The 22,201-nt window shown below is 67.7% G+C and carries 21 protein-coding genes and 2 pseudogenes; 11 read left to right on the top strand and 12 right to left on the bottom strand.

What is annotated here, in order from left to right; all coding sequences use genetic code 11:
- The first annotated feature begins 145 nt into the window (after window positions 1-145).
- The gene (locus tag GO592_RS01390; RefSeq protein ID WP_007301571.1) at window positions 146-451 is read left to right on the top strand and encodes a WhiB family transcriptional regulator; all 306 of its coding nucleotides are present in this window, start codon (window positions 146-148) and stop codon (window positions 449-451) included.
- A gap of 21 nt (window positions 452-472) precedes the next feature.
- Here GO592_RS01390 and GO592_RS46225 read toward each other — a convergent pair.
- Window positions 473-631: pseudogene (locus tag GO592_RS46225) on the bottom strand (PadR family transcriptional regulator); the annotation flags it as partial.
- Between GO592_RS46225 and GO592_RS01385 the strand changes: the two are divergent.
- Window positions 619-1,078, top strand: a pseudogene (locus tag GO592_RS01385) (peptide deformylase); the annotation flags it as partial. The pseudogenes GO592_RS46225 and GO592_RS01385 sit on opposite strands and share 13 nt — an antisense overlap.
- Window positions 1,079-1,193: 115 nt before the next feature.
- On the top strand, window positions 1,194-1,427 hold the full coding sequence (locus GO592_RS01380; protein ID WP_007301574.1) for a hypothetical protein: 234 nt from the start codon (window positions 1,194-1,196) through the stop codon (window positions 1,425-1,427).
- On the opposite strand, the gene GO592_RS01375 is transcribed toward GO592_RS01380, so the two are convergent.
- From GO592_RS01375 to GO592_RS01345, 7 genes are all read right to left on the bottom strand, one after another.
- Entirely contained in the window at window positions 1,424-2,023 is a 600-nt protein-coding gene (locus GO592_RS01375; RefSeq protein WP_007301575.1) for a hypothetical protein, read from the bottom strand. The two genes, GO592_RS01380 and GO592_RS01375, sit on opposite strands and share 4 nt — an antisense overlap.
- A 19-nt stretch (window positions 2,024-2,042) precedes the next feature.
- Complete coding sequence (locus GO592_RS01370; RefSeq protein WP_007301576.1) at window positions 2,043-2,705, bottom strand: TetR/AcrR family transcriptional regulator; 663 nt, start codon at window positions 2,703-2,705, stop codon at window positions 2,043-2,045.
- Window positions 2,706-2,794: 89 nt separating this feature from the next.
- Window positions 2,795-3,937: an acyl-CoA dehydrogenase family protein gene (locus tag GO592_RS01365; protein WP_007301577.1), complete on the bottom strand. Its 1,143-nt coding sequence runs from the start codon at window positions 3,935-3,937 to the stop codon at window positions 2,795-2,797.
- 11 nt (window positions 3,938-3,948) lie between these two features.
- Window positions 3,949-5,628, bottom strand: coding sequence for a class I adenylate-forming enzyme family protein (locus GO592_RS01360; protein ID WP_007301578.1), 1,680 nt, complete (start codon window positions 5,626-5,628; stop codon window positions 3,949-3,951).
- A 25-nt stretch (window positions 5,629-5,653) separates the two neighbouring features.
- Entirely contained in the window at window positions 5,654-6,391 is a 738-nt protein-coding gene (locus GO592_RS01355; protein ID WP_007301579.1) for an SDR family NAD(P)-dependent oxidoreductase, read from the bottom strand.
- Between the two features lie 29 nt (window positions 6,392-6,420).
- Window positions 6,421-7,215 (bottom strand): enoyl-CoA hydratase-related protein, encoded by a 795-nt coding sequence (locus GO592_RS01350; RefSeq protein ID WP_007301580.1) that lies wholly within the window; start codon window positions 7,213-7,215, stop codon window positions 6,421-6,423.
- A 124-nt stretch (window positions 7,216-7,339) separates the two neighbouring features.
- Window positions 7,340-8,491: an acyl-CoA dehydrogenase family protein gene (locus GO592_RS01345; RefSeq protein WP_007301581.1), complete on the bottom strand. Its 1,152-nt coding sequence runs from the start codon at window positions 8,489-8,491 to the stop codon at window positions 7,340-7,342.
- Window positions 8,492-8,631: 140 nt separating this feature from the next.
- Here GO592_RS01345 and GO592_RS01340 point away from each other — a divergent pair, with 140 nt between their 5' ends.
- The 3 genes from GO592_RS01340 (at window position 8,632) to GO592_RS01330 (ending at window position 11,162) form a co-directional block, all read left to right on the top strand.
- On the top strand, window positions 8,632-9,582 hold the full coding sequence (locus tag GO592_RS01340) for a hypothetical protein (protein ID WP_007301582.1): 951 nt from the start codon (window positions 8,632-8,634) through the stop codon (window positions 9,580-9,582).
- 132 nt (window positions 9,583-9,714) lie between these two features.
- Window positions 9,715-10,326, top strand: a complete 612-nt coding sequence (locus GO592_RS01335; RefSeq protein WP_005250938.1) for a TetR/AcrR family transcriptional regulator — start codon at window positions 9,715-9,717, stop codon at window positions 10,324-10,326.
- A 185-nt stretch (window positions 10,327-10,511) separates the two neighbouring features.
- Window positions 10,512-11,162 (top strand): TetR/AcrR family transcriptional regulator, encoded by a 651-nt coding sequence (locus tag GO592_RS01330; RefSeq protein ID WP_007301583.1) that lies wholly within the window; start codon window positions 10,512-10,514, stop codon window positions 11,160-11,162.
- On the opposite strand, the gene GO592_RS01325 is transcribed toward GO592_RS01330, so the two are convergent.
- On the bottom strand, window positions 11,159-11,626 hold the full coding sequence (locus tag GO592_RS01325) for a DUF6069 family protein (protein WP_005260988.1): 468 nt from the start codon (window positions 11,624-11,626) through the stop codon (window positions 11,159-11,161). The two genes, GO592_RS01330 and GO592_RS01325, sit on opposite strands and share 4 nt — an antisense overlap.
- Before the next feature lie 181 nt (window positions 11,627-11,807).
- On the opposite strand from GO592_RS01325, the gene GO592_RS01320 reads away from it, so the two are divergent.
- Entirely contained in the window at window positions 11,808-12,347 is a 540-nt protein-coding gene (locus GO592_RS01320) for a nitroreductase family deazaflavin-dependent oxidoreductase (RefSeq protein WP_007301584.1), read from the top strand.
- Here the strand turns inward: GO592_RS01320 and GO592_RS01315 are convergent.
- Window positions 12,325-12,885, bottom strand: coding sequence for a TetR/AcrR family transcriptional regulator (locus GO592_RS01315; protein WP_007301585.1), 561 nt, complete (start codon window positions 12,883-12,885; stop codon window positions 12,325-12,327). The two genes, GO592_RS01320 and GO592_RS01315, sit on opposite strands and share 23 nt — an antisense overlap.
- 250 nt (window positions 12,886-13,135) lie before the next feature.
- Here GO592_RS01315 and GO592_RS01310 point away from each other — a divergent pair, with 250 nt between their 5' ends.
- Genes GO592_RS01310 through GO592_RS01295 form a run of 4 tightly spaced genes read left to right on the top strand, consistent with a single transcriptional unit; the run spans window position 13,136 to window position 19,985 of the window.
- A complete protein-coding gene (locus GO592_RS01310; RefSeq protein WP_007301586.1) occupies window positions 13,136-14,371 on the top strand; it encodes a cytochrome P450 in 1,236 nt (411 codons plus the stop codon).
- Between the two features lie 26 nt (window positions 14,372-14,397).
- Window positions 14,398-15,024, top strand: coding sequence for a TetR/AcrR family transcriptional regulator (locus GO592_RS01305; protein WP_007301587.1), 627 nt, complete (start codon window positions 14,398-14,400; stop codon window positions 15,022-15,024).
- Between the two features lie 33 nt (window positions 15,025-15,057).
- On the top strand, window positions 15,058-16,767 hold the full coding sequence (locus GO592_RS01300) for an AMP-binding protein (protein ID WP_007301588.1): 1,710 nt from the start codon (window positions 15,058-15,060) through the stop codon (window positions 16,765-16,767).
- Complete coding sequence (locus GO592_RS01295; RefSeq protein WP_007301589.1) at window positions 16,764-19,985, top strand: acetyl-CoA carboxylase family protein; 3,222 nt, start codon at window positions 16,764-16,766, stop codon at window positions 19,983-19,985. The genes GO592_RS01300 and GO592_RS01295 overlap by 4 nt, the downstream gene beginning before the upstream one ends.
- A gap of 21 nt (window positions 19,986-20,006) precedes the next feature.
- Here GO592_RS01295 and GO592_RS01290 read toward each other — a convergent pair whose 3' ends face one another.
- Together GO592_RS01290 and GO592_RS01285 are read right to left on the bottom strand one after the other, a co-directional pair.
- Window positions 20,007-21,008 (bottom strand): MDR family oxidoreductase, encoded by a 1,002-nt coding sequence (locus tag GO592_RS01290; RefSeq protein ID WP_007301590.1) that lies wholly within the window; start codon window positions 21,006-21,008, stop codon window positions 20,007-20,009.
- 88 nt (window positions 21,009-21,096) lie between these two features.
- A complete protein-coding gene (locus tag GO592_RS01285; RefSeq protein ID WP_039953151.1) occupies window positions 21,097-22,167 on the bottom strand; it encodes an L-idonate 5-dehydrogenase in 1,071 nt (356 codons plus the stop codon).
- Window positions 22,168-22,201: the final 34 nt, after the last annotated feature.

Genomic DNA, 22,201 nt, shown 5'->3' with positions numbered 1-22,201 from the left:
GCGGTCGTCCGGTATACCTTTAAACAGGCCGTCCGGTTTGTTAAAGGGAACGCTCGTAACCGATACCGACGCTCACACGAAGAACATCGATATCTGTTTCCCGACACGTGGTTCTGTTCCACGCGCCGGGAACGGAAGGACCGCAGTGCTGTTGGCAGAAACGTCACGAACACCGGCCCACGCGGCCGCGCCCCACCCCGAGGACTGGCGCGAGCTGGCCTCATGCCGCGGAGTCGCATCGTCGGTGTTCTTCTCCCCCGACGGCGAACGCGGTCATGCCCGCGCCCGCCGCGAAGCGAACGCCCAGCAGATCTGCCAGGACTGTCCCGTACTCGCCCAGTGCCGCGACCACGCCCTGGCCGAGGACGAACCGTACGGAATCTGGGGCGGGATGACCGAAGCCGACCGCCGACGGCACGCCCGCCGACTCCGTTCCGGCAGCCGCCGCTGACCGGCGCCTACTCCCCGCGGATCACCGTGCCTCCAGCTTGTCGATGTCGGCGAGGACTTTCTTGTGCCAGGCGATCTCGGTCTGGATGCGCATCTTGGCGTGGGCGACGATGAGATCGTCGGCAGTACTCTGGTCGGGCCATCGGCGATCGAGCTGGTGGTCGAACTGCAGCTCACGGAGCCGGTCTGGCCGCCAACCAAGTCGGAGACCCGAGGGCGATCTTCGTGTACGACCTGATCGACGACACCCGGCGACACCGAGGGCACGTCATCAATCCGACACTCGAGACTTCGCCGCTGCCCGAGACCATGCCCGACCCGGACGAACTCGAAGGATGCCTCTCCGTTCCGGGCGAGCGCTACCCTACGGGCCGAGCCGACTGGGCACGAGTGGTCGGCGTGGACATCGACAACAACCCGATCTCCGTCGAGGGCACCGGCTATCTGGCCCGCTGCCTGCAGCACGAAACCGATCATCTCGCCGGGCACCTCTACCTCGACCGGCTCGTCGGAGGCAATCACCGCGCCGCCCGCACGCGCCGCCCGCAAGATGATCAAACGGCGTCAGTGGACCGACCCTGGCAATATGTGGGTCCCCGGGGCGGACCGTGACCCCTTCGGTTGGTGACAGGCGTTCCACTGTCGGTCGGGTCTGATCCGATCGAGTTCCCGTCACTCGGCTGACACCCGCCGATGTCGCTACGCTGGGCACAGGCCGATGCAGTAAACCTTGGGAGGAAGCGGTGGTAGCCGTACAGATACAGGTGGGTGATCTGGTGCAGGCGTCCGGTCACGCCGGCCCCTGGCTGGTAGTCGAGCTCAGCAAGGGCATGGCGTCGCTGCAGCATCCCGACGGACATCGGCTCTCGGTTCGGACGACGGCCCTGTCCGTGGTGCACAAGGCGACGAGCCCGGCCGGCGAGGTCGAACCGGCCGACCGAGACCAGCAGGGAGAGGCCCCCACCCTCTTCGACTAGTCGACAATCGTAGTGACGATCGACGTGGCAGCCGGGGTCCGCGGGGTCGAACCGAACCCGAATCGGACGGGCGGATCCACCGGCCGCAGCGCACCGAGGTCCCGGCCGCGCCAGGATGCGGACATTCCGATCACTCGCCGCTGATCGACGGCGCCGTAGTACTCCCGGCGCCCGTTGCCTGCGGTGCCGCGGGTACGCACACCGCGGAGAACGACACGGGCAATCGGGTCGCTGACCACACAGAACCACGGTGCACTAGCGAGGGTCCGCGGGATCAGGTTCAGCAATCGTCCGAGCGTGGTGCGGGCGCCGACCTCGAAACTCACGCGCAGGTCACCGGCCTCGACGGTTCGAGTGGCACCGGACCGCGAGCACCGGACGGGCGCGATCACGGTCTCGTCGAGGACGTACGTCGCGGTGACGAAGTCGCGGACCGCGTCCGACGGGGCGAGGAGTACGCGGTGACCGTCGGCGAGTTCGACCATGACATCCGTGAACTCACCGAGCGGCGATCGCCACCAGTGCCCGACGACGATGCGCACGCCCGAGCCGGTGCCCAGGCCCGTGATCTCACCGTCGAACCGCCATCTGGTCATCGGGCCAGCGTAGGCGCGGTCACTCCGTCAGGTGTCGGTACTTCGCGATGCTCCGGTCCGACAGCACGGTGCGGAGAATGAATCGTGTTTGCGCCGTGATGTATTGGTCCACCGTGTAGCGGGACGCGAAATGCCAGTGCTTGAGCGCCCACCCGTGCGCGAGCATCATCATGTCGAATGTCGTCAGATCGACGTCGAGATCGCTCGCGATGCCCGCGGCGATCGCGGCATCTAGGGCGTCGTGGAGCGGCTTGGAAGTCGCCACCTCGAGATCCTTGATCCGCTCACGCCCATCTTGGTCGAGCGTCCGGCTCTCCCGATACGTCAGCACGACGGCATCCAGATTCTCGTCGACGATCTCGACATAGCGCCGGAACCCGGCCACCAGCCGTTCCACGGGGTCGGTTCCCGCTGCGTCCATCGCGGGCTCGAGCTGATCACGGAAGGCGTCGAGGATGTCGACGATCGTGGCGAGGAGGATGTCCTCCTTGCCGCCGAAGTACTTGTAGATCAGCCCGACGCTTACCTGTGCCTCGTCGGCCAGCACCTGCATGGACATCTGGTGGAAGCCGGTCCGCTGCATCACCGTGACCGCGGCGTCGAGCACCTGACGTCGCCGCGAGCTGACACGGACGGCGCGGACGGCTTCGTCGAGTGGAAGGGCGGACGTGTCCTTCGCCATGACAGATGACCTCTCCTTGCTGGCAGAACCTGCGGTGAACGAGTATTCACAGTATCCCGCGCGGGGCCGGAACCGCAGTCCGGCCCGCGTCAGATCCCGAGATCCTTCGCGACGATGGTCTTCATGATCTCGGTGGTACCGCCGTAGATCGTCTGGATCCGAGCGTCCACGAACGCACGCGCCACCGCATATTCACGCATGTATCCGTACCCGCCGTGCAGTTGCAGGCACCGGTCGGCCACGCGAACCTGCAGTTCGGTGGTCCACCACTTGAGCCGCGCCGCACGGGCCGGGGTCAGTTCTCCGCGGACATGCTGCCGGATGCAGTCGTCGAGATAGGTCCGGGCCAGATCGAGTTCCGTGGCCAGTTCCGCGAGAACGAACTGGGTGTTCTGGAAACCGGCGATCGGCTTTCCGAAGGCGGTGCGTTCCTTCACGTATTCCAGGGTCTGCTCGAGCACTCCCTCGGCGGCCGCGACCGCGCCGACGGACAGCGAGAGGCGCTCCTGCGGCAGATTGTGGACGAGTTGATAGAAACCCTGCCCCTCCTCGCCGAGGAGGTTGGCCACCGGCACGCGCATGTCGGCGAACGTCAGCTCGCTCGTGTCCTGGGCGTGCAACCCGATCTTCTCCAGATTGCGGCCCCGGGAGAATCCCGGTGTGTCGGATTCGACGACGAGAAGCGACAACCCCTTGTGCTTGTCTGCCGACATGCGCACGGCGACGACGAAGAGCGTGCCGTTCTGACCGTTGGAGATGAACGTCTTGCTGCCGTTCACCACGTAATGGTCGCCGTCGCGCACTGCCGTGGTGCGGATCCCGGTGAGGTCACTGCCGGTGCCCGGTTCGGTCATCGCGATGCCGAGAATCGTCTCACCGGTGACGGTTCCGGGAAGCCAGCGCGCCTTCTGCTCCTCGGTCGTCATGTCCGTCAGGTACGGCAGCACGACGTCGTTCTGCAGAGAGAATGCGATGCCCGCGGCGGCGGCACCCGCCCGATTGACCTCGTCGACGACGATCGCGTTGTAGCGGAAGTCCTCGACGCCGGGGCCGCCGTAGGCTTCGGGAACCGGGAAGCCGAGCAGCCCCTGCTTACCCGCGTCGGTGAACAGTGCCGGGTCGAGGCAGCTTTCGCTCTCCCACTGCTCGTGCCTCGGGACGATCCGCTCGCGCACGAAGCTGCGGACACTGTCCCGGAACTGGTGGTGCTCGGACTCGAATTCGATGGTCATGACGGTGTCCTTTACGAGCTGACGGTGTGGGATCCGCGGGCACTCGGAACGACAAACGCCCCGCTCTCGAACTCCCGGCGCGCGGTGTCGGTGGCCTTGTAGTGCAACTTCTTTCCCGTCGCCGACACGGGGAGTGACTCCACGAAACGGTAGGCCCGGGGGCGCTTGAACTGCGAGAGCATCGGGTGTCTGCGGCAGAAGTCGTCCAGATCGTCCGCGGACGGGACCGGTGCGGTGGTGACGACGTAGGCAACGACGATCTGCCCCCACTTGTCGTCGGGAACCCCGACCACCAGCGAATCCGTGACCGACGGGTGCCCGCCCAGTGCTTCCTCGATCTGCACGGGGTGGACGTTCTCGCCGCCGGACAGGAGCATGTCGTCCTTGCGGCCGACGATCGTCACGAACTCCTTGTCGTCCCAGGTGGCCAGATCACCGATGTGGAGCCAGCCGTTCCGGAACTTCCGTTTCTCCTGCTCCGGGGCATCGAAGTAGGCGTTGGCGCCTTTCGGTGAGCGGACGATGATCTCACCGATCTCGGTTCCGTCCTTGGCGACCGTCTCGTGAGCGTCGGCGAGGCGGTCGTCGAACAGCCTGACCACGGCGACGTCGTCGTCGATGCAGGCCCGCCCGGCGGTCCCGGCCATCTCCGGCAGATCGGTGGGCCGGAGGAAAGTATTCCAGAATCCTTCGGTGCTGCCGTACCCGTTGAAGATGCGGGGATTCAGCACCTTCTGATAGTGCAGTGCCGCTTCCCGTTCGAGTGGCGCGCCCATCGTCACGATGCCGTTGAGTGTCGACAGGTCCCGGGGCCTCTCCTCCTGTGCGCGAGCGAGCATCGCCAGGTTGGTCGGGGCACCGATCAGGAACGTCAGCCTGTATTCCTCGACGTAGTCGAGGGTGACCTCGGCGTCGAAGCTGCGCTGCGCCACCAGCGAGGCACCGAGATAGAACGTGGGATTCGGCCCGGCGCAGTACAGTCCGCCGCGGTGGAACCACGGAGTCATGTTCAGTGTCTTGTCTTCCGCTGTCAGCGGGAAGTGCATGATCACGTCGTGGGCGCTGAAGATCTCGATCATGCTGTTCAGCGGAACACCCTTGGGCATGCCGGTGGTTCCGGACGTGAACAGCCGTGTGGTTTCGTCCCACACCGTGCGACTCACGTCCGGCGGTGAGGCCGACTCGGCCACGAGTTCGTCGAAGCGAATCACCTCGAACCCGTTTCCCCGCAGTGGTTCTCCGGGTCCGACGGCAACGACGAGCGCGGGCTTGTGTGTGGAGCGCGACAAGGCATCCCGCACCATCTCGCCGATCTCGGTGTCGTAGACGAACACCGTGGGGCGGTTCGCGTCGAGGATGACGGCCGTCTCCCCGGACGCGAGCCGAAAGTTCATCGGCGCTCCGACCGCGCCGCAGGCCTGCCCGGCCAGGTACAGCTGGGCGAATTCGGAACCGTTGAACAACTGGTAGGCCACGACATCGCCCGGAGCGACGCCGGCGCGGGCAAGCCCGGTGGCGAGCCGGTCGACGCGATCGCCGAGTTCGGCGTACGTCCAGCTCTCACCGGTCGACGGGGACTGCATCGCGAGTCGATCGGCATACCGGTGGGTGTTGCGCCGGAAGCCGTTCAGATAGGTGAAATCGTGCTCGAAGTACTGACGATAGGCGTGAGCATCGTATGTGTACGTCATGATGAGTCCTCCGTCCCGGTGCCGGTCAGCCGGCCATGGTGAGGCCACCGCTGACGCTGATCACCTGGCCCGTGATGAACGATGCGGATTCGGACGCGAAGAACAGGACCGGCGCCGCCACTTCTTCCGGGCGGGCGAGCCGCCGGAACGGAATGGCCTTCACCAGAGCCTCTTTGAGCTTCTCCGCCTGCGCCTGGAACAGCGGGGTGTCGGTCGGGCCCGGGCACACGCAGTTGACGTTGATCCCGTACCGGGCCATCTCACGGGCGAGCGACTTCGACAGCGCGATCACACCCCCCTTCGCACCGGCGTAGATGCTCTCCCCCGCACTGCCGACACGGCCTGCATCGCTCGCGAGATTGATGACGCGCCCGCCGTTACCGGCCTCCACCATGCCGGGAAGGAACGCACTGCACATGTGGACGGGCCCGAGATAGTTGATGGCGACGACCTTCTCGGCGAATTCGGTAGTGGCGTTGAGAAACTGATCGGTGCGGTCCCATCCCGCCGCGTTGACGAGGACGTTCGCGACGCCTACCTCGGCCGTCACCCGGTCGCGCAGGGCGTCGACCTGCGCCCGGTCGGCGACGTCGACGGTCATCGGAATGAGCCGGTCGTCGGGCCGTTCGGCTGCTGTCTTCTCCGCGGCCTGCGGGTCGAGGTCGGCGACGACCACCGTGTCGCCGTGCTCGGCGAGCGCGAGGGCGATGGCCCGGCCGATGCCGGATCCTGCGCCGGTGACCACTGCGATGTTGTTGCTCATGTTTTTTCCCACTTCCCGTGCTGTCGGACTCAGGCGTTCACGTATTTGTTGAAATCGGGCTTGCGCTTCTCCGCGAACGCCGCCGCCCCCTCGAGGCCCTCCGGTGAGTGCGTGAACAGGTCCAGCGCAGACATCGCGAGGTTGCTCAGCCCGGCCTGGTGATCGGTGTCGGCGTTGAACGACTGCTTCAGGAAACGCAGGGTGGTGGGGCTCTTCTCGGCGATCTCCGCGGCGACGGCCTTGGCCTCGTCGAGCAGTCGGTCGGCGGGAACCACCCAGTTGACGAGGCCCCAGCGTTCGGCGGTGACCGCGTCGTACTGGCGGCAGAGGTACCAGATTTCCCGGGCGCGTTTCTCGCCGACGACTCGCGCCAGGAAGGCGGACCCGAAGCCCGCATCGAAGGAGCCGACTCGGGGACCGGCCTGGCCGAACTTCGCGGTCTCGGACGCGATGGTGAGGTCGCAGAGAACGTGGAGGACGTGGCCGCCGCCGACAGCGATGCCGTTCACCGCGGCGATGACGGGCTTGGGGACGTCGCGTATCAGCTTGTGCAGGTTGCCGATCTCGAACATTCCACTCTCGGTCGGGCCGTAGTCGCCGGTCTCCGCGCGCTGCTTGACGTCGCCTCCGGTGCAGAACGCCTTCTCCCCCGCACCGGTGAGGATGATCGCCTGCACCGCGTCGTCGGCCCACGCCGAGCGGAAGGCCTTGATCAGCTCCTCGACGGTCTTGCCACGAAAGGCGTTGTAGCGCGCGGGACGGTTGATCGTCACGACCGCAGCCGGGCCGTCGACCTCGTAGGTGATGTCTTCGTAGTCGGTCACGGTGATTTCTCTCTCTGGAGTCTGCAATGAGTTGGTGTTCATAACTGGTGAAGAGTCATTCTCTGCGAATGAACGTATATTCACATCATGGAGTGTGTCAAGGGTCACCCGGCGCTCGGTGGTGCTAGAGGAAGGCACTGACCCCGGTCTCCGCTCGGCCGATCAGCAGCTTCTGGATCTGACTGGTGCCCTCGTAGAGCGTCATCACCCGCGCGTCGCGCATGTATTTGGCGACGGGATATTCGTCGACGTACCCGTACCCACCGAAGATCTGTATTGCGTTGTTGGCGGCGCGAACCGCGGCCTCACTACAGAAGTACTTCGCCTTCGACGCGGCCGTCCCGAACGGTTCACCGCGCTCGATCAGGTCGGCGGCCCGCCAGGTGAGCAACCGCCCCGCGTCGGCGTCGACGGACATGTCGGCGATCAGGTCCTGCACAAGTTGGAACGAGGCGAGCGGACGGTCGAACTGCGTGCGCTCGCGGGAATAGGCGACGGCGGCCTCGAGGCAGCCCTGGATGATTCCGACGCAACCCGCGCCCACCGACACGCGGCCCTTGTCCAGCGAGTGCATCGCGATGGAGAAGCCCTGCCCCTCGGATCCGAGCAGGCAACTCGCGGGGACGCGGACGTCCGTGAAGGACAACTCGGCCGTCGCCTGCCCGCGCAGTCCGAGCTTTCCGTGGATCTCGCGCGATTCGAATCCGGGGGTGTCCGTCGGAACCAGAAAGGCCGAAACCCCTTTGGGCCCGGGACCTCCGGTGCGTGCGAACACCAGGCACAGTTTCGCCCACGTGCCGTTGGTGATGAAGATCTTGGAACCGTTGATGACGTAGTCGTCGCCGCTGCGTACCGCCTTGGTCTTCAGATTGCCCGGGTCGGAACCGTTGTCCGGCTCGGTGAGCCCGAAGCAGGCGAGCGCCTCACCGGACGCGATGCGGGGCAGCCATTCGTGCTTCTGATCCTCGGTGCCGTGCGAGAGGATGACCTTGCCCACCAGCCCCATCGACACCGACACGATGCCCCGGACCGCGGAGTCCGCCCGGCCGAGTTCCTCCATGCCGAGGCAGTACGTGATGTAGTCGCCGCCGAGACCGCCGTACTCCTCCGGAATGGTCATGCCGAAGAAGCCGATGTCGGCGAGCTTCTCGACGATCGCGGTGTCCACCGATTCGGCGCGGTCCCACGCGGCGCGGTGCGGCACGACCTCCTTGTTCACGAAGTCGCGGGCCAGCTGCCGGAACTCCTTCTGCTCCTCGGTCAGTGTCAGGTCCATGGATGCTCCTCGATGCCGCGTTGAATACACGATCACTCTTTGTGAGTTATCACTCACTTGGAGTGAAGCTATATTCACTCCCGGGTGTCGTCAACCCCCAGCACTGGCCCGGTGCCGCGTCGGTTGAGTAGGCTCGACTCATGCCGGTCACCTGGTCGGACGGGGTCGATGACGTCATCCGTGGCGATCTGACCTGCGGGTTCGCGTACATCACACCCGCAGGCGGGGCCGTGGTGACGGCGGTGGCACCCCTCGGGCTGAGCGACCGCGAGCGGGGAACGGTCGGCTTCACCACCTCGCTGGGGTTCGGCCGCAAGCTCGAACGCATCAAGGGTGAACCCCGGGTGGCGCTCGCCTACCACGCCCGCGAGCACGGGATCGGCGACGGCACCAATCAGCGCTACGTGCTCGTGCAGGGAGACGCGACGTTCGACCCCACCCCCGACCCGGAACTGCTCGAGGACATCGGCCGGCGCTCGACCCCCTACACGGGCGAGCCACGCCGCGGCGCGCTCTGGGACCGGTGGCTCAGCGCGTACTACGCCGACCGGGTACCGGTGACCGTGACGGTGACACGGGTCGTCGCCTGGCCCGACCTGCACCTGACCGGCCGGCCCGAGGTGTTCGGCGCACCGCTGCCCGCCGTCGACCCGGAACCCCAGACTCCGCCGAAGAAGGGCACCGGCCCACGGGTGGATGCGGCCAAAACCGGAGGCCGCGCGGCGAAGCTGTCACACCGGTTGCTCGCCTACCGTCAGGCGGACGGCTATCCGGTCGTCGTCCCGGTCGACGTGGCTTCTGCGAGCAGCGAGGGCGTGCGTCTGACGGTGCCCGCCGGCGTGCCGCAGGGCGGCCGCCGCGCCGGGCTGCTTGCCCACGCCTATCGCGCCAAGCTCGTCGGCCTCGAGTCGCGTCAGAACACCGGCTGGATCGAGGTCACGGGCACCGAGGCGCTGTATGCGCCCCATACCCAGGCCGGGTTCGCGGCGCCGCCGAACAAGACCCTCCTACTCCTCGCCAACGGGTTTCTCGCCCGGCGGGGGCTGGCGAAGGCCCGCAAGGAGGGCCGGACCCAGGCCATGGGCGGCTGATTCACCCGTCACACGTGGTTCACCGCCGCCGGGTTACTCGCGGTATTCTCACCTCAACCGAACCTTCGGTCGGCTCCCGTGGATGACGGCGCACCGATGCGGTGGAGTTCTGCACCTGGAAGGATTGCGCGCATGACTACGGCACGCCCTGCACGGAAGACCGGATCGCCCGGACGTCCCGGCTACGACCTCGACTCGCTGCTCGCTGTCGCAGTCAAGGTCTTCAACGACAAAGGTTACGACGGCACCAGCATGGAGGTGCTGGCCCAGCGCCTGGGAATCACGAAGTCGTCGATCTATCACCACGTGTCCGGGAAGTCGGAGCTGCTCGAGCTGGCATTGTCGCGCGCGCTCAACGCCCTCTTCGCGGTCACCACCGAGGAGAAGGCGACGAGCGGCCGGTACATCGACCGTCTCGAGTATCTCGTCCGCCGCAGTGTCGAGGTCCTCGCCGCCGAGCTTCCCTACGTGACGCTCCTGCTGCGCGTTCGCGGCAACACCGCGGTGGAGCGTCGCGCACTCGCCCGCCGCCGCGAGTTCGACGCGTTCGTCAGCGACCTCGTCGTCGCGGCGGCGGAAGAGGGAGACCTGCGGCCCGGCATCGATCCCGCGCTCACCAGCCGGCTCGTGTTCGGCACGGTCAACTCGCTGATCGAGTGGTACCGCCCGCGTACCGGCGGGACTGTCGCCGATCTGGCGGACGCCGTCGTCGAGCTGACCTTCGACGGGCTGCGCCGCACCTGACCACCGCGGCCCGCACCGTCGCGCCGAACGTCGTTGGGACGGAAGCTCTGTGGTGTTCATGACGATCTCCGGATGCCGCTCGATGCGGACCGTGGTGCATTCGGGATGATTGTTGACCTCTGGTGTCAACAGTGGGGCGAGAGGGGATCCCCGATCGTTACCGGGATCGATGAGACGATGACGGCATGACCGACAGCGAGAACCCACGTGGAGCGCCACGCAAATGGCGTGGCCGGGAGCCGGCCGACCGCCGCGCCGCGAGGCGTGCGGCTCTGATCGAGGCCGGCCTGCAGATCATGGGAACCGAGGGAACGGCAGCGACGACGATGCGCGCGACCTGCCGCCAGGCAGGCCTCACCGAGCGCTACTTCTACGAGAGTTTCGACAATCGCGAGGCGTTGCTCGTCGCACTCCTCGACCACGTCGTTCTGGGCGCGAGGGACACCCTGCTCAGGGCTCTCGAGACGGGTCCCGACGATCCGGGCGAACTCGTCCGCCACGTCGTGAAGGCGTTCACCGGCTACATCGCCCAGGACCGGCGGCGGGGACGCATCATGTTCGTCGAGTCGCAATCGGTGCCGGAATTGGCCCAGCGCGGCGACCAACTCGTCACCGAGTTCACCACTCCCATGACGGCGGCACTGACAATGCTGGGTGTCGACGGCGCACCCCGCGACGCCGTCAACACCCAGCTGAACGCGATTGCCCTGTTCGGGGCGATCGCCTTTCTGTACCAGCGCTGGCTCACCGGCAGCCCGAAGATCTCGCAGAAGCGGATCGTCGAGCACATCGCACTCACCATCGAGGCTCATGCGCCGGTGAACAGCACCCCCTAGACGTGCGCGGCGCGAACCAGCGGTCGCCGCATCGCTTCCAGGCCCGCGACGACCGCCACGGCGATCACCACGTGCATGACCGAGAGCGCGATGGTGCTGGCGGTGTCGAAGTCGGCCTGAATGGTCAGGGCGATCGTCGCGAGCGGCAGCAGGGCGCCGATCACTTCGGCCGGACGGATGACGGCCACCCATTTCAGCGAGATCAGCGCGGCCAGTGTCATTCCGATCAGTATCGGAACGACCGTCAGGATGACGACACCGCCGGGCGCCACACTGCTGGTCTTGCCGGCATCCGTCATCTCGAACGAACCGCCGGCAGCCAATCCCAGCAGCCAGATCACCAGGTTGGGGACGAGCGCGCCGATCGTAGTCGCGGCGATCGCCCACGGGCGGCTCAGTTCGAGCGTCATCGGGTTGATCCGTGAGGTCGTGGTTGCAGAAATCGTGGTTCCGGTGCTGGACATGTTCGTTTCTCCCTGTCGAGTGGCTCGAAGTGCTACTGACCGATCCTGCAACCTCAACCATTGTTTGGGTCAAGGCCTTAAATCGAGGTCTTGTCGGTGAGACCCGAACAGATAGACCCGGGCGGAACGCAAAACTCATCGCGGTCGGCCCCGGTCGGCCATCTGGGGAAAGATGGTCACCATGAACTCTGCCCCCACGACACCTCCCCGACCGCGGGGGCTCCGCAACCCCCTCCGCATACTCGCGCGCTGGCTCGGCACCCGCGAATGGGTGATGCGGATGGCGCCGATCATCATCTGGCTGGAGTCGCACCTGCGCGCGTGGACCGGCAACCGGGTGAGCCTGATCGGTATCGCCGGACTGCAGTCCGTGCAGGTGACGGTCCCGGGACGCAAGAGCGGCACCCCGCGCACGACGGCCCTTCTGTGCATTCCGTACGGGGACGGGTACATCGTCACCGGCTCGAATTGGGGACGTCCCGAGCATCCGACGTGGTCGGTCAATCTGCGTGCGGCCGACGAAGCCCAGGTGAAGGCCGGGTCGCACGAATCCCGGATGAGCGTCCGGATGGTCACCGGAGACGAACGCGAGAATCTCTGGAAACTGGTGGTCGACTACTGGCCCGGCTACCTCATGGAGCATCGACGGTCCGGTGGACGTGAGTTCCGGCTGTTCGTGCTCGAGCCCACCCGCTCGGCTACAGAGAGTCGCGAATCCTGAAGACCGGCTCCACGAAGCGTTCGACGGCGCGACGCTCGGCGGCCGAATCGCCCAACGGCCAGGTCAACAGCGACAGGACGACGCGCACGATCCACCCCGCCGCCTCCTCGTCGGGCGCGATGTGGGTGAGCGAGATTGCCACCCGGCCGAGTTCGGGTGCGCGGGCCAGGTACTCGTCCGTACTTCTCGACCGCGACCCGGTGAACCACCGCGCCAGCGTCGGCTCCGCGCGGATCGCGGTCACCGACGCAAGAATCGCCTCGACGATCCGCTCCGAGTTCTCGAACGATTCCAGCGACTGCTCGACGTGGGCCGCCACGGCTCCGGCGGCGCGGGACATCACGGCGTCGACGAGAGCCCGCTTGCCCCCGACGTAGCGATAGAGCGTCGCGCGCGAGCACCCTGCCCGCGCGGCGACCTCGTCGACACCCACGCCGTCGATGCCCCGCTCGCGGATGAGGTCGGCCGCGGCGGCGTGAATCCTCTCGACGGCAAGCACCCGCCGGTTGCCGCCGGTCAACCAATCCGCGTGTTCCATCCGCGCCGCCGTCCGAAACATCGTTGCCCTTGTGTCTCACAGTGAGACGAATACACGAGAAATTCTAGAACACGTTTTCCAAATTGGGGTCATGATCAGGCTCGACGGCTCCAGATCCACTCACGCTGAGACAAGGGCAAATTCATCGCTGAACAGCGGAGTCGCAGTCTTCCGGCCACCCTTGACAGCACCCTCCTTCGGCGCGAACTGTGATCATCTGCAACAGGTTCTCGTCAACAAGGAGTCCTCGATGGCCCACACGCCGACCCTCGGAATCGACATCTTCGATCCCGTCCATCTCGACGAACCGAACGAGCTCTACCGGACACTCCGCGAGCACTCCCCCGTCCACCGGGTCGCCGGAACCGACTTCTTTCTGGTGTCCACGTGGGATCTCGTGACCGAGGCGGCAAACCGCACCGAGGTCTTCTCGTCGAATCTCACCGGTGTGCTGGTGCAGCAACCGGCGGGGCCGCCCGCGACGTTCGACATGGACGGCGGCGGTCAGGCCGTGCACGTGCTGGCCACCGCCGACGACCCGGCGCACCTGCACCATCGCAAGCTCGTGCTGCCGGCGCTCGGCCGCCGCATCCGCGCGCTGGCCCCGGCCGTGGACTCGCTCGTCGACACGCTGTGGGACGAGGGAATGCGGGACGGGCAGATCGACTGGGCGTCCGCGATGGCGGACCGGCTGCCGCTGGCGATGGTCGCGCATCTCATCGGCCTGCCCGAGTCGGACGTACCCCAGCTACTGACGTGGGCCTACGACAGCACGGAGCTGCTCGGCGGGGTCGTCGCCGCGGACCGCCTCGGTCCCCTCGTCACCTCCGCGGCCGAACTGGCCGGCTATCTGCGGGCGGAACTCGTGCGGGCGAGGTCGGACCCACGCGACGACCTTCTGGGCGTCCTGGCACACGCGTGCGATGCCGGTGAACTCTCCGAGGACGTGGCGACACTCGTCCTGGTCCAGTTGGTCGCCGCGGGCGGCGAATCGACCGCGGGGCTGATCGGGGGCGCCGCACGGCTCCTCGCCATCCGCCCCGGACTGCAGACCCGGCTGCGGCAACAACCCGCACTCGTCGACGCGTTCCTCGACGAGGCGCTCCGCCTCGAGTCCCCGTTCCGCGGGCATCACCGGCACGTAGTTGCCGACACCACGCTGGGCGGCGCCGATCTGCCCGCCGGTAGTCACCTGCTCCTGCTGTGGGGCGCAGCCAACCGGGATCCGGCCGTGTTCGAGCGTCCGGACGAGGTAGTACTCGACCGGCCGCACATCCGTTCGCATCTCGCATTCGGCAAGGGCGTCCACTTCTGTGTCGGATCGGCGCTCGCCCGCATGGAAGCGCTCGCCGCGACCACCGCACTGCTCGCGCGCACCGGCCGCTTCGCCCTCGCCGCCGACTCCGAGCCACGTTGGGTCCCCAGCTTGTTCGTGCGACGCCACAGCGCGCTCCCGCTCCGACTCGAGGTGACACCCAGAGATTGACATTGACGTCAACATCAACACATACTGTGACCGTGACCACAAGTGAGGCTCAGGAGCGGGCGCGGTCGGCGCGGAAAGACAACGACGGTCCCCGCCGCCGCGAACTCCTCCGCGCCGCGAGCGCATGCTTCGCCGAACTCGGCTACGACCGGACGACCGTCGAGGTGATCACCACCCGGGCCGAAGTGTCGCGGGCAACGTTCTACGCCTACTTCTCGTCGAAGGACGAGGTGTTCCACGCCGTCGCCGCCGACGTGTGCGAGGAATTCCTCGAGTCGCAGCACGTGGAAGGACCGGCGAGCGAGGACCTGCGAGAGGTGCTGCGCACCACCACGAAAGCGTTCGTGGAAGCCGTGTACACCAACGGACGCGTCCTCGAACTGATCAGGCACCGCGCCCGGCTCGACCCCGAGGTCGGCCGAAGCTGGACCACCGTGCAGACCCGGCTCATCCGCCGCTACACCCGGTTCATCGAGCGCATCATCGCCACGTGCGACGTCACGCCGTGCGCGCCGCCCGCCCGCATCGCGCAGACCCTCGCCGACGCCCAGCTCGCGGGCGCCGCCCGGCTGGTCGACGCGACGGCCCGTGAACAGCGCCGCTACACCGCCGACCTGACCGCCATCTCCGAAAGACTCATCGGCTTCGCCTGACAACGACAATCCGCACAGAATCGGGAGTTCGGTATGCCCACTTCGCCTTCGAGTGACCCCACAGCCCTGGAATCGGCCCTCGCCGAGATACGCGAACTCCAGGACGCCGCGTGGCCACCGCAGGTACCGCGGACAGTCGAGTACCCGATCGAGGGCCGCACCGTGATCGACTACCTGCGGCACTGGGCGACGGCACGACCGCAGACTGTCGCGATCGACTTCTACGGTCGTGCGATCACCTACGCCGAACTCGACGAACTGTCCGACCGCTTCGGCGGCTGGCTCCTGCAGCGGGGCGCGTCCGCCGGCGACCGCGTCGGCGTCCATCTCACCAACTGTCCGCAGTTCCATGTCGCCATGCTCGGGATCCTGAAGATCGGCGCCGTCCACGTCCCTATCAACCCGTTGTTCCGGGAGCACGAACTGGCGTACGAACTCGACGACGCCGGCGTGGAGATCCTGCTGACGCAGGATTCGTTCGCGGCCATGGTCGAATCCGTGCGCGGCCAGACGGCGCTGCGGCACGTCGCGATCACCGCCGTGTCGGACCTGCTACCTGCCGTACCCAGCGTCACACCGCCGTTCGACTCGACCTCCGGGCCCACCGACTGGGCGGAGATCATGGACTCCCCACGTGCCGAGCCCATTCCGATGGACCCCGACGCGCTGGCAGCACTGAACTACACCGGTGGCACCACCGGGATGCCGAAGGGCTGCGAACACACGCAGGCGCACATGGTCTACACCGCCGCCACCGCGACACTGGCCGGCGGCAGGCAGGTGGGCGAGGCTCCCCCTGTGGTCCTCGGGTTTCTGCCCATCTTCTGGATCGCAGGCGAGGACTTCGGCATCCTGTACCCGCTGATCAACGGCGGCACCGTCGTGCTCCTCAACCGCTGGGACCCGGAGGCCGCGGCGACGCTCGTCGACAGTCGTGGGGTGACGTCGATGGTCGGGACGGTCGACAACTATGTGGAACTGATGGATCTGCCCGGCTTCACCGACCGAGACTTCTCCACCCTGGACAACGCGATGGCCGTGTCGTTCGTGCTCAAGCTCGACCCCGCGATTCGCGGCCGCTGGCGCGACGCCACCGGACACGTGCTGCGAGAGGCCAGCTACGGGATGACGGAGACGCACACCGCCGACACCATCACGCTCGGTTTCCAGACCGACGACGAAGACCTGCTCAGCGAACCCGTGTTCTGCGGACTTCCGGTTCCGGGCACCGACGTGCTGATCGTCGACGAGGCCGGGGCGCCCGTGCCGGTTGGGCAAGCCGGACAGATCGTCGTGCGCAGTCCGTCGCTGCTCACCGGTTACTACGGCAAACCCGACGCCACCGCTGCCGCTCTCCGCGACGGATGGCTCCAGACCGGCGACGTGGGCAAGCTGAACGGCAAAGGCGCACTGCACTATCTGGCGCGCAACAAGGAAATGATCAAGACCAACGGGATGAGCGTGTTCCCGTCCGAGGTGGAGGCACTGCTCATGCTGCACCCCGACATCCAGTCGGCCGCGGTGGTGCCGAAGCCCGATCCGGGCAAAGGCCAGGTGCCGTTCGCGTTCGTCCAGCTCCTGCCCGACCGTCAGGTCTCGGGTGAGGAACTGCGGGAGTGGGCGGCCCGGAACATGGCCACCTACAAAGTCCCTACCGTCGAGGTGCTCGACGCCCTACCCATGACGGCGACCGGGAAGGTCCGCAAGGCCGACCTGTTCGCTCTGGCCGAGGAGTACAAGTGACCCTGCTGGTCGCCAATCGTGGCGAGATCGCGCTCCGCATCATCCGCACCGCCGAGGAGATGTCGGTCGACACGGTCGCCGTCTACGCGGAGGACGACGCGGACAGCCCCCACGTGCGCGCGGCAACCGAAGCGGTCGCGCTCCGCGGGTCCGGCCCGTCCGCCTACCTGGACGCTCGCGCCATTCTCGACGCGGCAGCGGAGTTCGGTGCCACGGCAGTGCATCCCGGATACGGATTCCTCAGCGAGAACGCCGATTTCGCACGCGCCTGCGCCGAGGCGGGACTGGCCTTCGTGGGTCCGAGCCCCGAAGTGCTCGACATCTTCGGCGACAAGTCGTCGGCACGCGAGGCCGCCGTGGCCGCGAAGGTGCCGGTGCTCGCCGCGACCAACGGTCCCACCGACCTGGACGGCATCCGCGCGTTCTTCACGGAACACCCGGGCGGCATCATGATCAAGGCGCTCGCGGGCGGCGGCGGTCGCGGCATCCGTGCCGTCCGCAGCGCGGACCGGATCGACGAGGAGTACCGGCTGTGCGCGTCCGAGGCGCAGCTCGGGTTCGGCAACCCCGCGCTGTTCGCCGAGTCCCTTCTCGACGGCGGCCGGCACATCGAGGTGCAGGTGGTGGCGGCACCGCACGCGGGCGTGACGCGGGCCCTGGCCGTCGGCGACCGCGACTGCAGCGTGCAGCGCCGCCACCAGAAACTCGTCGAGATCGCCCCCGCGCAGGGGCTCGACCCGGGACTGCGCAGCGAACTGCACGAGGCCGCGGCCCGGCTGTGCGCCAGTGTCGGGTACCGGGGACTCGCCACCGTCGAATTCCTGGTGTCCCGGGACGGCTTCGTGTTCCTGGAGGTCAATCCCCGAATCCAGGTGGAGCACACGGTCACCGAGGAGGTGACGGGGATCGACCTCGTCGCCGTGCAGATCGACATCGCCCGGGGAGCCGACTACGGGGAGCTGTCACTGCCGGACGGCGTCAGCGCCGTGGGGCTCGACGCGTCGGGCACACCCACTGCTGCGCGCGGAATCGCCGTCCAGGCTCGGGTGAACATGGAGACGATGCGCCCCGACGGTCAGGCCGTCCCCGCCGCGGGCACCCTGTCCGTCTTCTCGCCGCCGACGGGACCGGGTGTGCGCGTAGACACCTACGGGCGGCCCGGACTGTCACCGAGCCCGCGGTACGACTCGCTCCTCGCGAAGGTGATCGTGCATTCGCGGGGCCCGTCCTTCTCCGCCGCGGTGCGTAAGGCCGATGCGGCGCTCGCCGAGTTCGTCGTCGAGGGCGTCCCCACCAATATCGGCTTTCTCCGGGCGATTCTGGCGGACCCCGGCTTCGCCGACGGCGTCGTCGGCACCGATCATCTCGCCGAGCGGATGAGTGCGCTCATCGACGCCGCCCACGTGCACCAGCCGGCGGAGGTGGCGTCGGAAACACTCGAGTTGCGGGCGGGTGAGGACGTGCTGCGCGCCCACATGGCCGGAACCGTCGTAGAGGCGGCCGGAGAAGGTGCGACCGTGGAGTCGGGGGCCCAGCTCGTGGTGCTCGAGGCCATGAAGATGCAGCACGTGATCGCCGCGCCCGCCGGTGCGGTAGTCGAGCGGAATCTGGCGGCGCCCGGGCAGAACGTCAACGCCGGCGACCCGCTGGTCGTGATCCGCCGCACGGGATCGGAGGCCCGCGACGTCGCCGACAGCGCAACCGATCTGGATCGTGAGCGCGCGGACCTGGCGGAGATCCGGCAGCGACACGAGGTGACCCTCGACGCCGCCCGGCCCGCCGCGATCGCGAAGCGCACGAAGCTCGGGCGGCGCAGCGCACGCGCCAACATCGACGATCTGGTCGACCCCGGCAGCTTCGTCGAATACGGACCTCTCGTCCTGGCCGCGCAGCGTAGCCGCCGATCCGAGCAGGACCTGATCGAGAACACCCCCGCCGACGGGCTCGTCGCCGGGCTCGCCACCGTCAACGGTGACGTGTTCGGTTCGCGCGACGCCCAGGCGGTCGTGCTGTCGTACGACTACACGGTGCTCGCCGGAACCCAGGGCATGCGGAACCACGCGAAGACTGACCGGGTGATCGAACTCGCCGGCCGCAAGCAGGTCCCGGTCGTCCTGTTCGCCGAGGGTGGCGGCGGGCGGCCTGGCGACACCGACGCCGGACCGGCAGCAGGATTGGACCTGAACACCTTCCGGTCGCTGGCGGCGTTGAACGGGAAGGTTCCGCTGGTGTCGGTGGTCTCCGGCCGCTGCTTCGCGGGCAACGCCGCCCTCGCCGGAGTCTGCGACGTCCTCATCGCCACCCCCGACGCGAACATCGGCATGGGCGGCCCGGCAATGGTGGAGGGCGGTGGACTGGGTGTGTACCGGCCGGAGGACATCGGGCCCGTCGACGTGCAGCGGCGCAACGGCGTCATCGATCTGCTCGCCCGGGACGAGGCGCACGCCGTCGAACTGGCCAAGAAGTACCTGTCGTACTTCCAGGGCGCGCTCCCCGAGTGGGAAGCCCCCGACGAGCGGCTCGCACGCCACGTCGTCCCGGAGAACCGGTTGCGCGCCTACGACGTTCGCAGTGCCGTGGAATCCATCGCCGATGTCGGCTCGGTCCTCGAATTACGCCGCGACCACGGCGTCGGCATCGTCACCGCGCTGATCCGGGTGGAGGGTGCGCCGTACGGGCTGGTCGCGAACAGCAGCCACCACCTCGGCGGCGCGATCGACGCGGTCGCGGCGGACAAGATGGCCCACTTCCTGGAGCTGTGCGAATCGTTCGGCTTGCCCGTCGTCTCGCTGTGCGACACACCGGGATTCATGGTCGGCCCCGACTCGGAGAAGGAGGCCACGGTTCGCCGGTTCGGCAAGCTGTTCGTCGCGGGCGCGCGGATGACCGCGCCGTACGGAACGATCATCCTGCGCAAGGGGTACGGCCTCGGCGCGATGGCCATGGCGGGCGGCTCCTTCCACGCGTCCGAGTTCACGGTCGCGTGGCCGACCGGTGAGATCGGGGCCATGGGGCTGGAGGGCGCGGTGCGGCTCGGATTCCGGAAGGAACTCGAGGCCATCGACGACCCCGCCGAGCGCGACACCGCGTTCGCGCAACTCGTCGACGCCGCCTACCAGCACGGGAAGGCCCTGAACGCGGCGACGATCTTCGAACTCGACGACGTGATCGATCCGGCCGCCTCCCGTGCCTGGATCGTGCGCCTCCGGCGCCCGTGAGTACTTGTTAACCGCGGGACGTTAATAAGTACTCACGGGGGCGACGCCCACCACGGCCCGGCCGGAGTAGGTGCCGGCCCGCACCTGGTCGATCACCGAGACGACGTCGGCGATCGGAACGTCGTGGGTGATCGACTCGAGCCGGGACGGCGCGAGGTCGGACGCGAGACGGCCCCACAGCCGGCGCCGCTGCTCGATCGGGTACTGCACCGAGTCGATGCCGAGCAGGCTGACACCGCGCAGGATGAACGGCAGGACCGTGGTCTCCAACTTCGGTCCGCCGGTCAGCCCACTCGCCGCGACCGCACCGCCGTACTCGATGGTGCTGAGCACGTGCGCGAGGGTGGCGCCGCCGACGCAGTCGACGGCCGCAGCCCACTGCGCCTTGCCGAGCGGACGCGGTTTCGTGTCGGGCTCCGGGAGGCGGCCGATCACCGTGCTCGCACCCAGTTCGGTGAGCAGTTCCGCCTTCTCCGGCTTTCCGCTCGACGCGACCACCTCGAAACCCGCCGCCGACAGCAGGTCGACGGCGACGGTACCGACGCCGCCACTCGCACCGGTCACGAGCACCGGACCGTTGCCCGGCTCGACCCCACGGGACAGCAGCGCCTCCACGCTCATCGCGGCCGTGAAACCGGCGGTACCGATCGCGGCAGCGGTGCGGGTGGACATGCCGTCGAGTTTCACCACCCAGTCGGCCGGGACGCGGGCGAACTGCGCGTACCCACCGTGACGGGCGGTGCCGATGTCGTAACCGTGCGCGATGACCGTGTCACCGACGGAGAACTCCGGGGACTGCGACTCGACGACGGTGCCCGCCACGTCGATGCCGGGCACGATGGGGTACTCGCGGACCACTCCACCCTTCGGTGTGAGCGCCAGTGCGTCCTTGAAGTTCACGCTGGAGTACTCGACCTGAATGGTGACCTCGCCCTGCGGCAGGAACGACTCGGCGACCGTCTCCTGGGAGAGGCCGATGGCGCCCTCGTTCTCGCGAGCGATCCAGGCGGTGAATTCCTTCATCAGCTTGCTCTCCTGACCTCGGGGGTGCGTCGAGACCATCATGCGACAGCCGTGCCCCGCAGACGAGGCCGGGGCGACGTTCCCCGGATCAGAACCTCAGGAGCACCTTGCTCGACGAGGACGCATCCCTGGCCGACGCGAACGCGGTGAGCGCATCGGCGACGTCGTACTCGGCCGTGACGATCGGATCCACCACCAGCGAGCCGTCGGCGAGGGCGGCCACCACCTCGTCGATCTCGTCGTTGAACCGGAACGAGCCGACCACATCCAGTTCCCGGGTGATCGCGATCGACATGGGTACCGGCTGATCCCCCGAGGGAAGCAGACCGACCATCACGACCCGGCCGCCGCGGGCCGTGCCGTGGATTGCCGATGCCAGACCACGATGGTTGCCGGAGCATTCGATGGTGACGTCCGCTTCCACCGCCGCGACTGCGTCGGCATCGGTGGCGGTGAGTGTCGCGTCCGCACCCACGGCGCACGCGATCCTCAGCGGGTACTCGTGCATGTCCACCGCCGTGATCTTCCCGGCGCCCGCTCGCTTCAGCACCGCCACGACGAGCGCGCCGATGGGCCCGGCACCGATGACGAGGACCGACCGGTCCTTCACCTCCCCTGCCCGCGCGACCGCGTGCCACGCCACGCTCGCCGGCTCGGCCAGTGACGCCAGACGAAGATCGAGGCCGTCGGGAAGAACCCGGAGCATGCGGGTCGGGACGGCGACGTGGCTGACGAACAACCCGTCGGCGTGCGGGTAGTGCGCCGCACTGCCGAGGTACGTGCATCCGGGGGAAATATTGGGGCGATCGGCTGGATACTTCGCGCTGTCGCCGCCGGGGGTCGCGGGATGGATGGTGACGGGGGTGCCGGCGCCGGGACCGCTTCCGTCCGTCGCGCCGATCAGGACGGTGCCCGACGCCTCGTGTCCGAGCCGCATCGGTGCGCGAAGGATCGACTCGCCGGCGGCGCCGTGCTGCCAGTAGTGCAGATCGGATCCGCAGATCCCGCCGTAGGCGATGCGGATCACCGCTTCGTCCGGCTTCGGTGCGGCGATCGGCACCTCCTCCACGCGCAGGTCCTGCGCACCGTGGGCGACGACCGCCTGCGCGTGCGTCGGAACCTCGGTGGCGTCTGAAGCGGTGGTCGGGCTGGTGTTCATGCGTGGAGTCCAGTTCTGTCGGAGATCGGAGCTG

Source organism: Rhodococcus sp. 21391 (assembly GCF_016772255.1).
Taxonomy (GTDB): Bacteria; Actinomycetota; Actinomycetes; order Mycobacteriales; family Mycobacteriaceae; genus Rhodococcus_F; species Rhodococcus_F opacus.
This window is presented reverse-complemented; position numbering and strand designations above follow the sequence as displayed.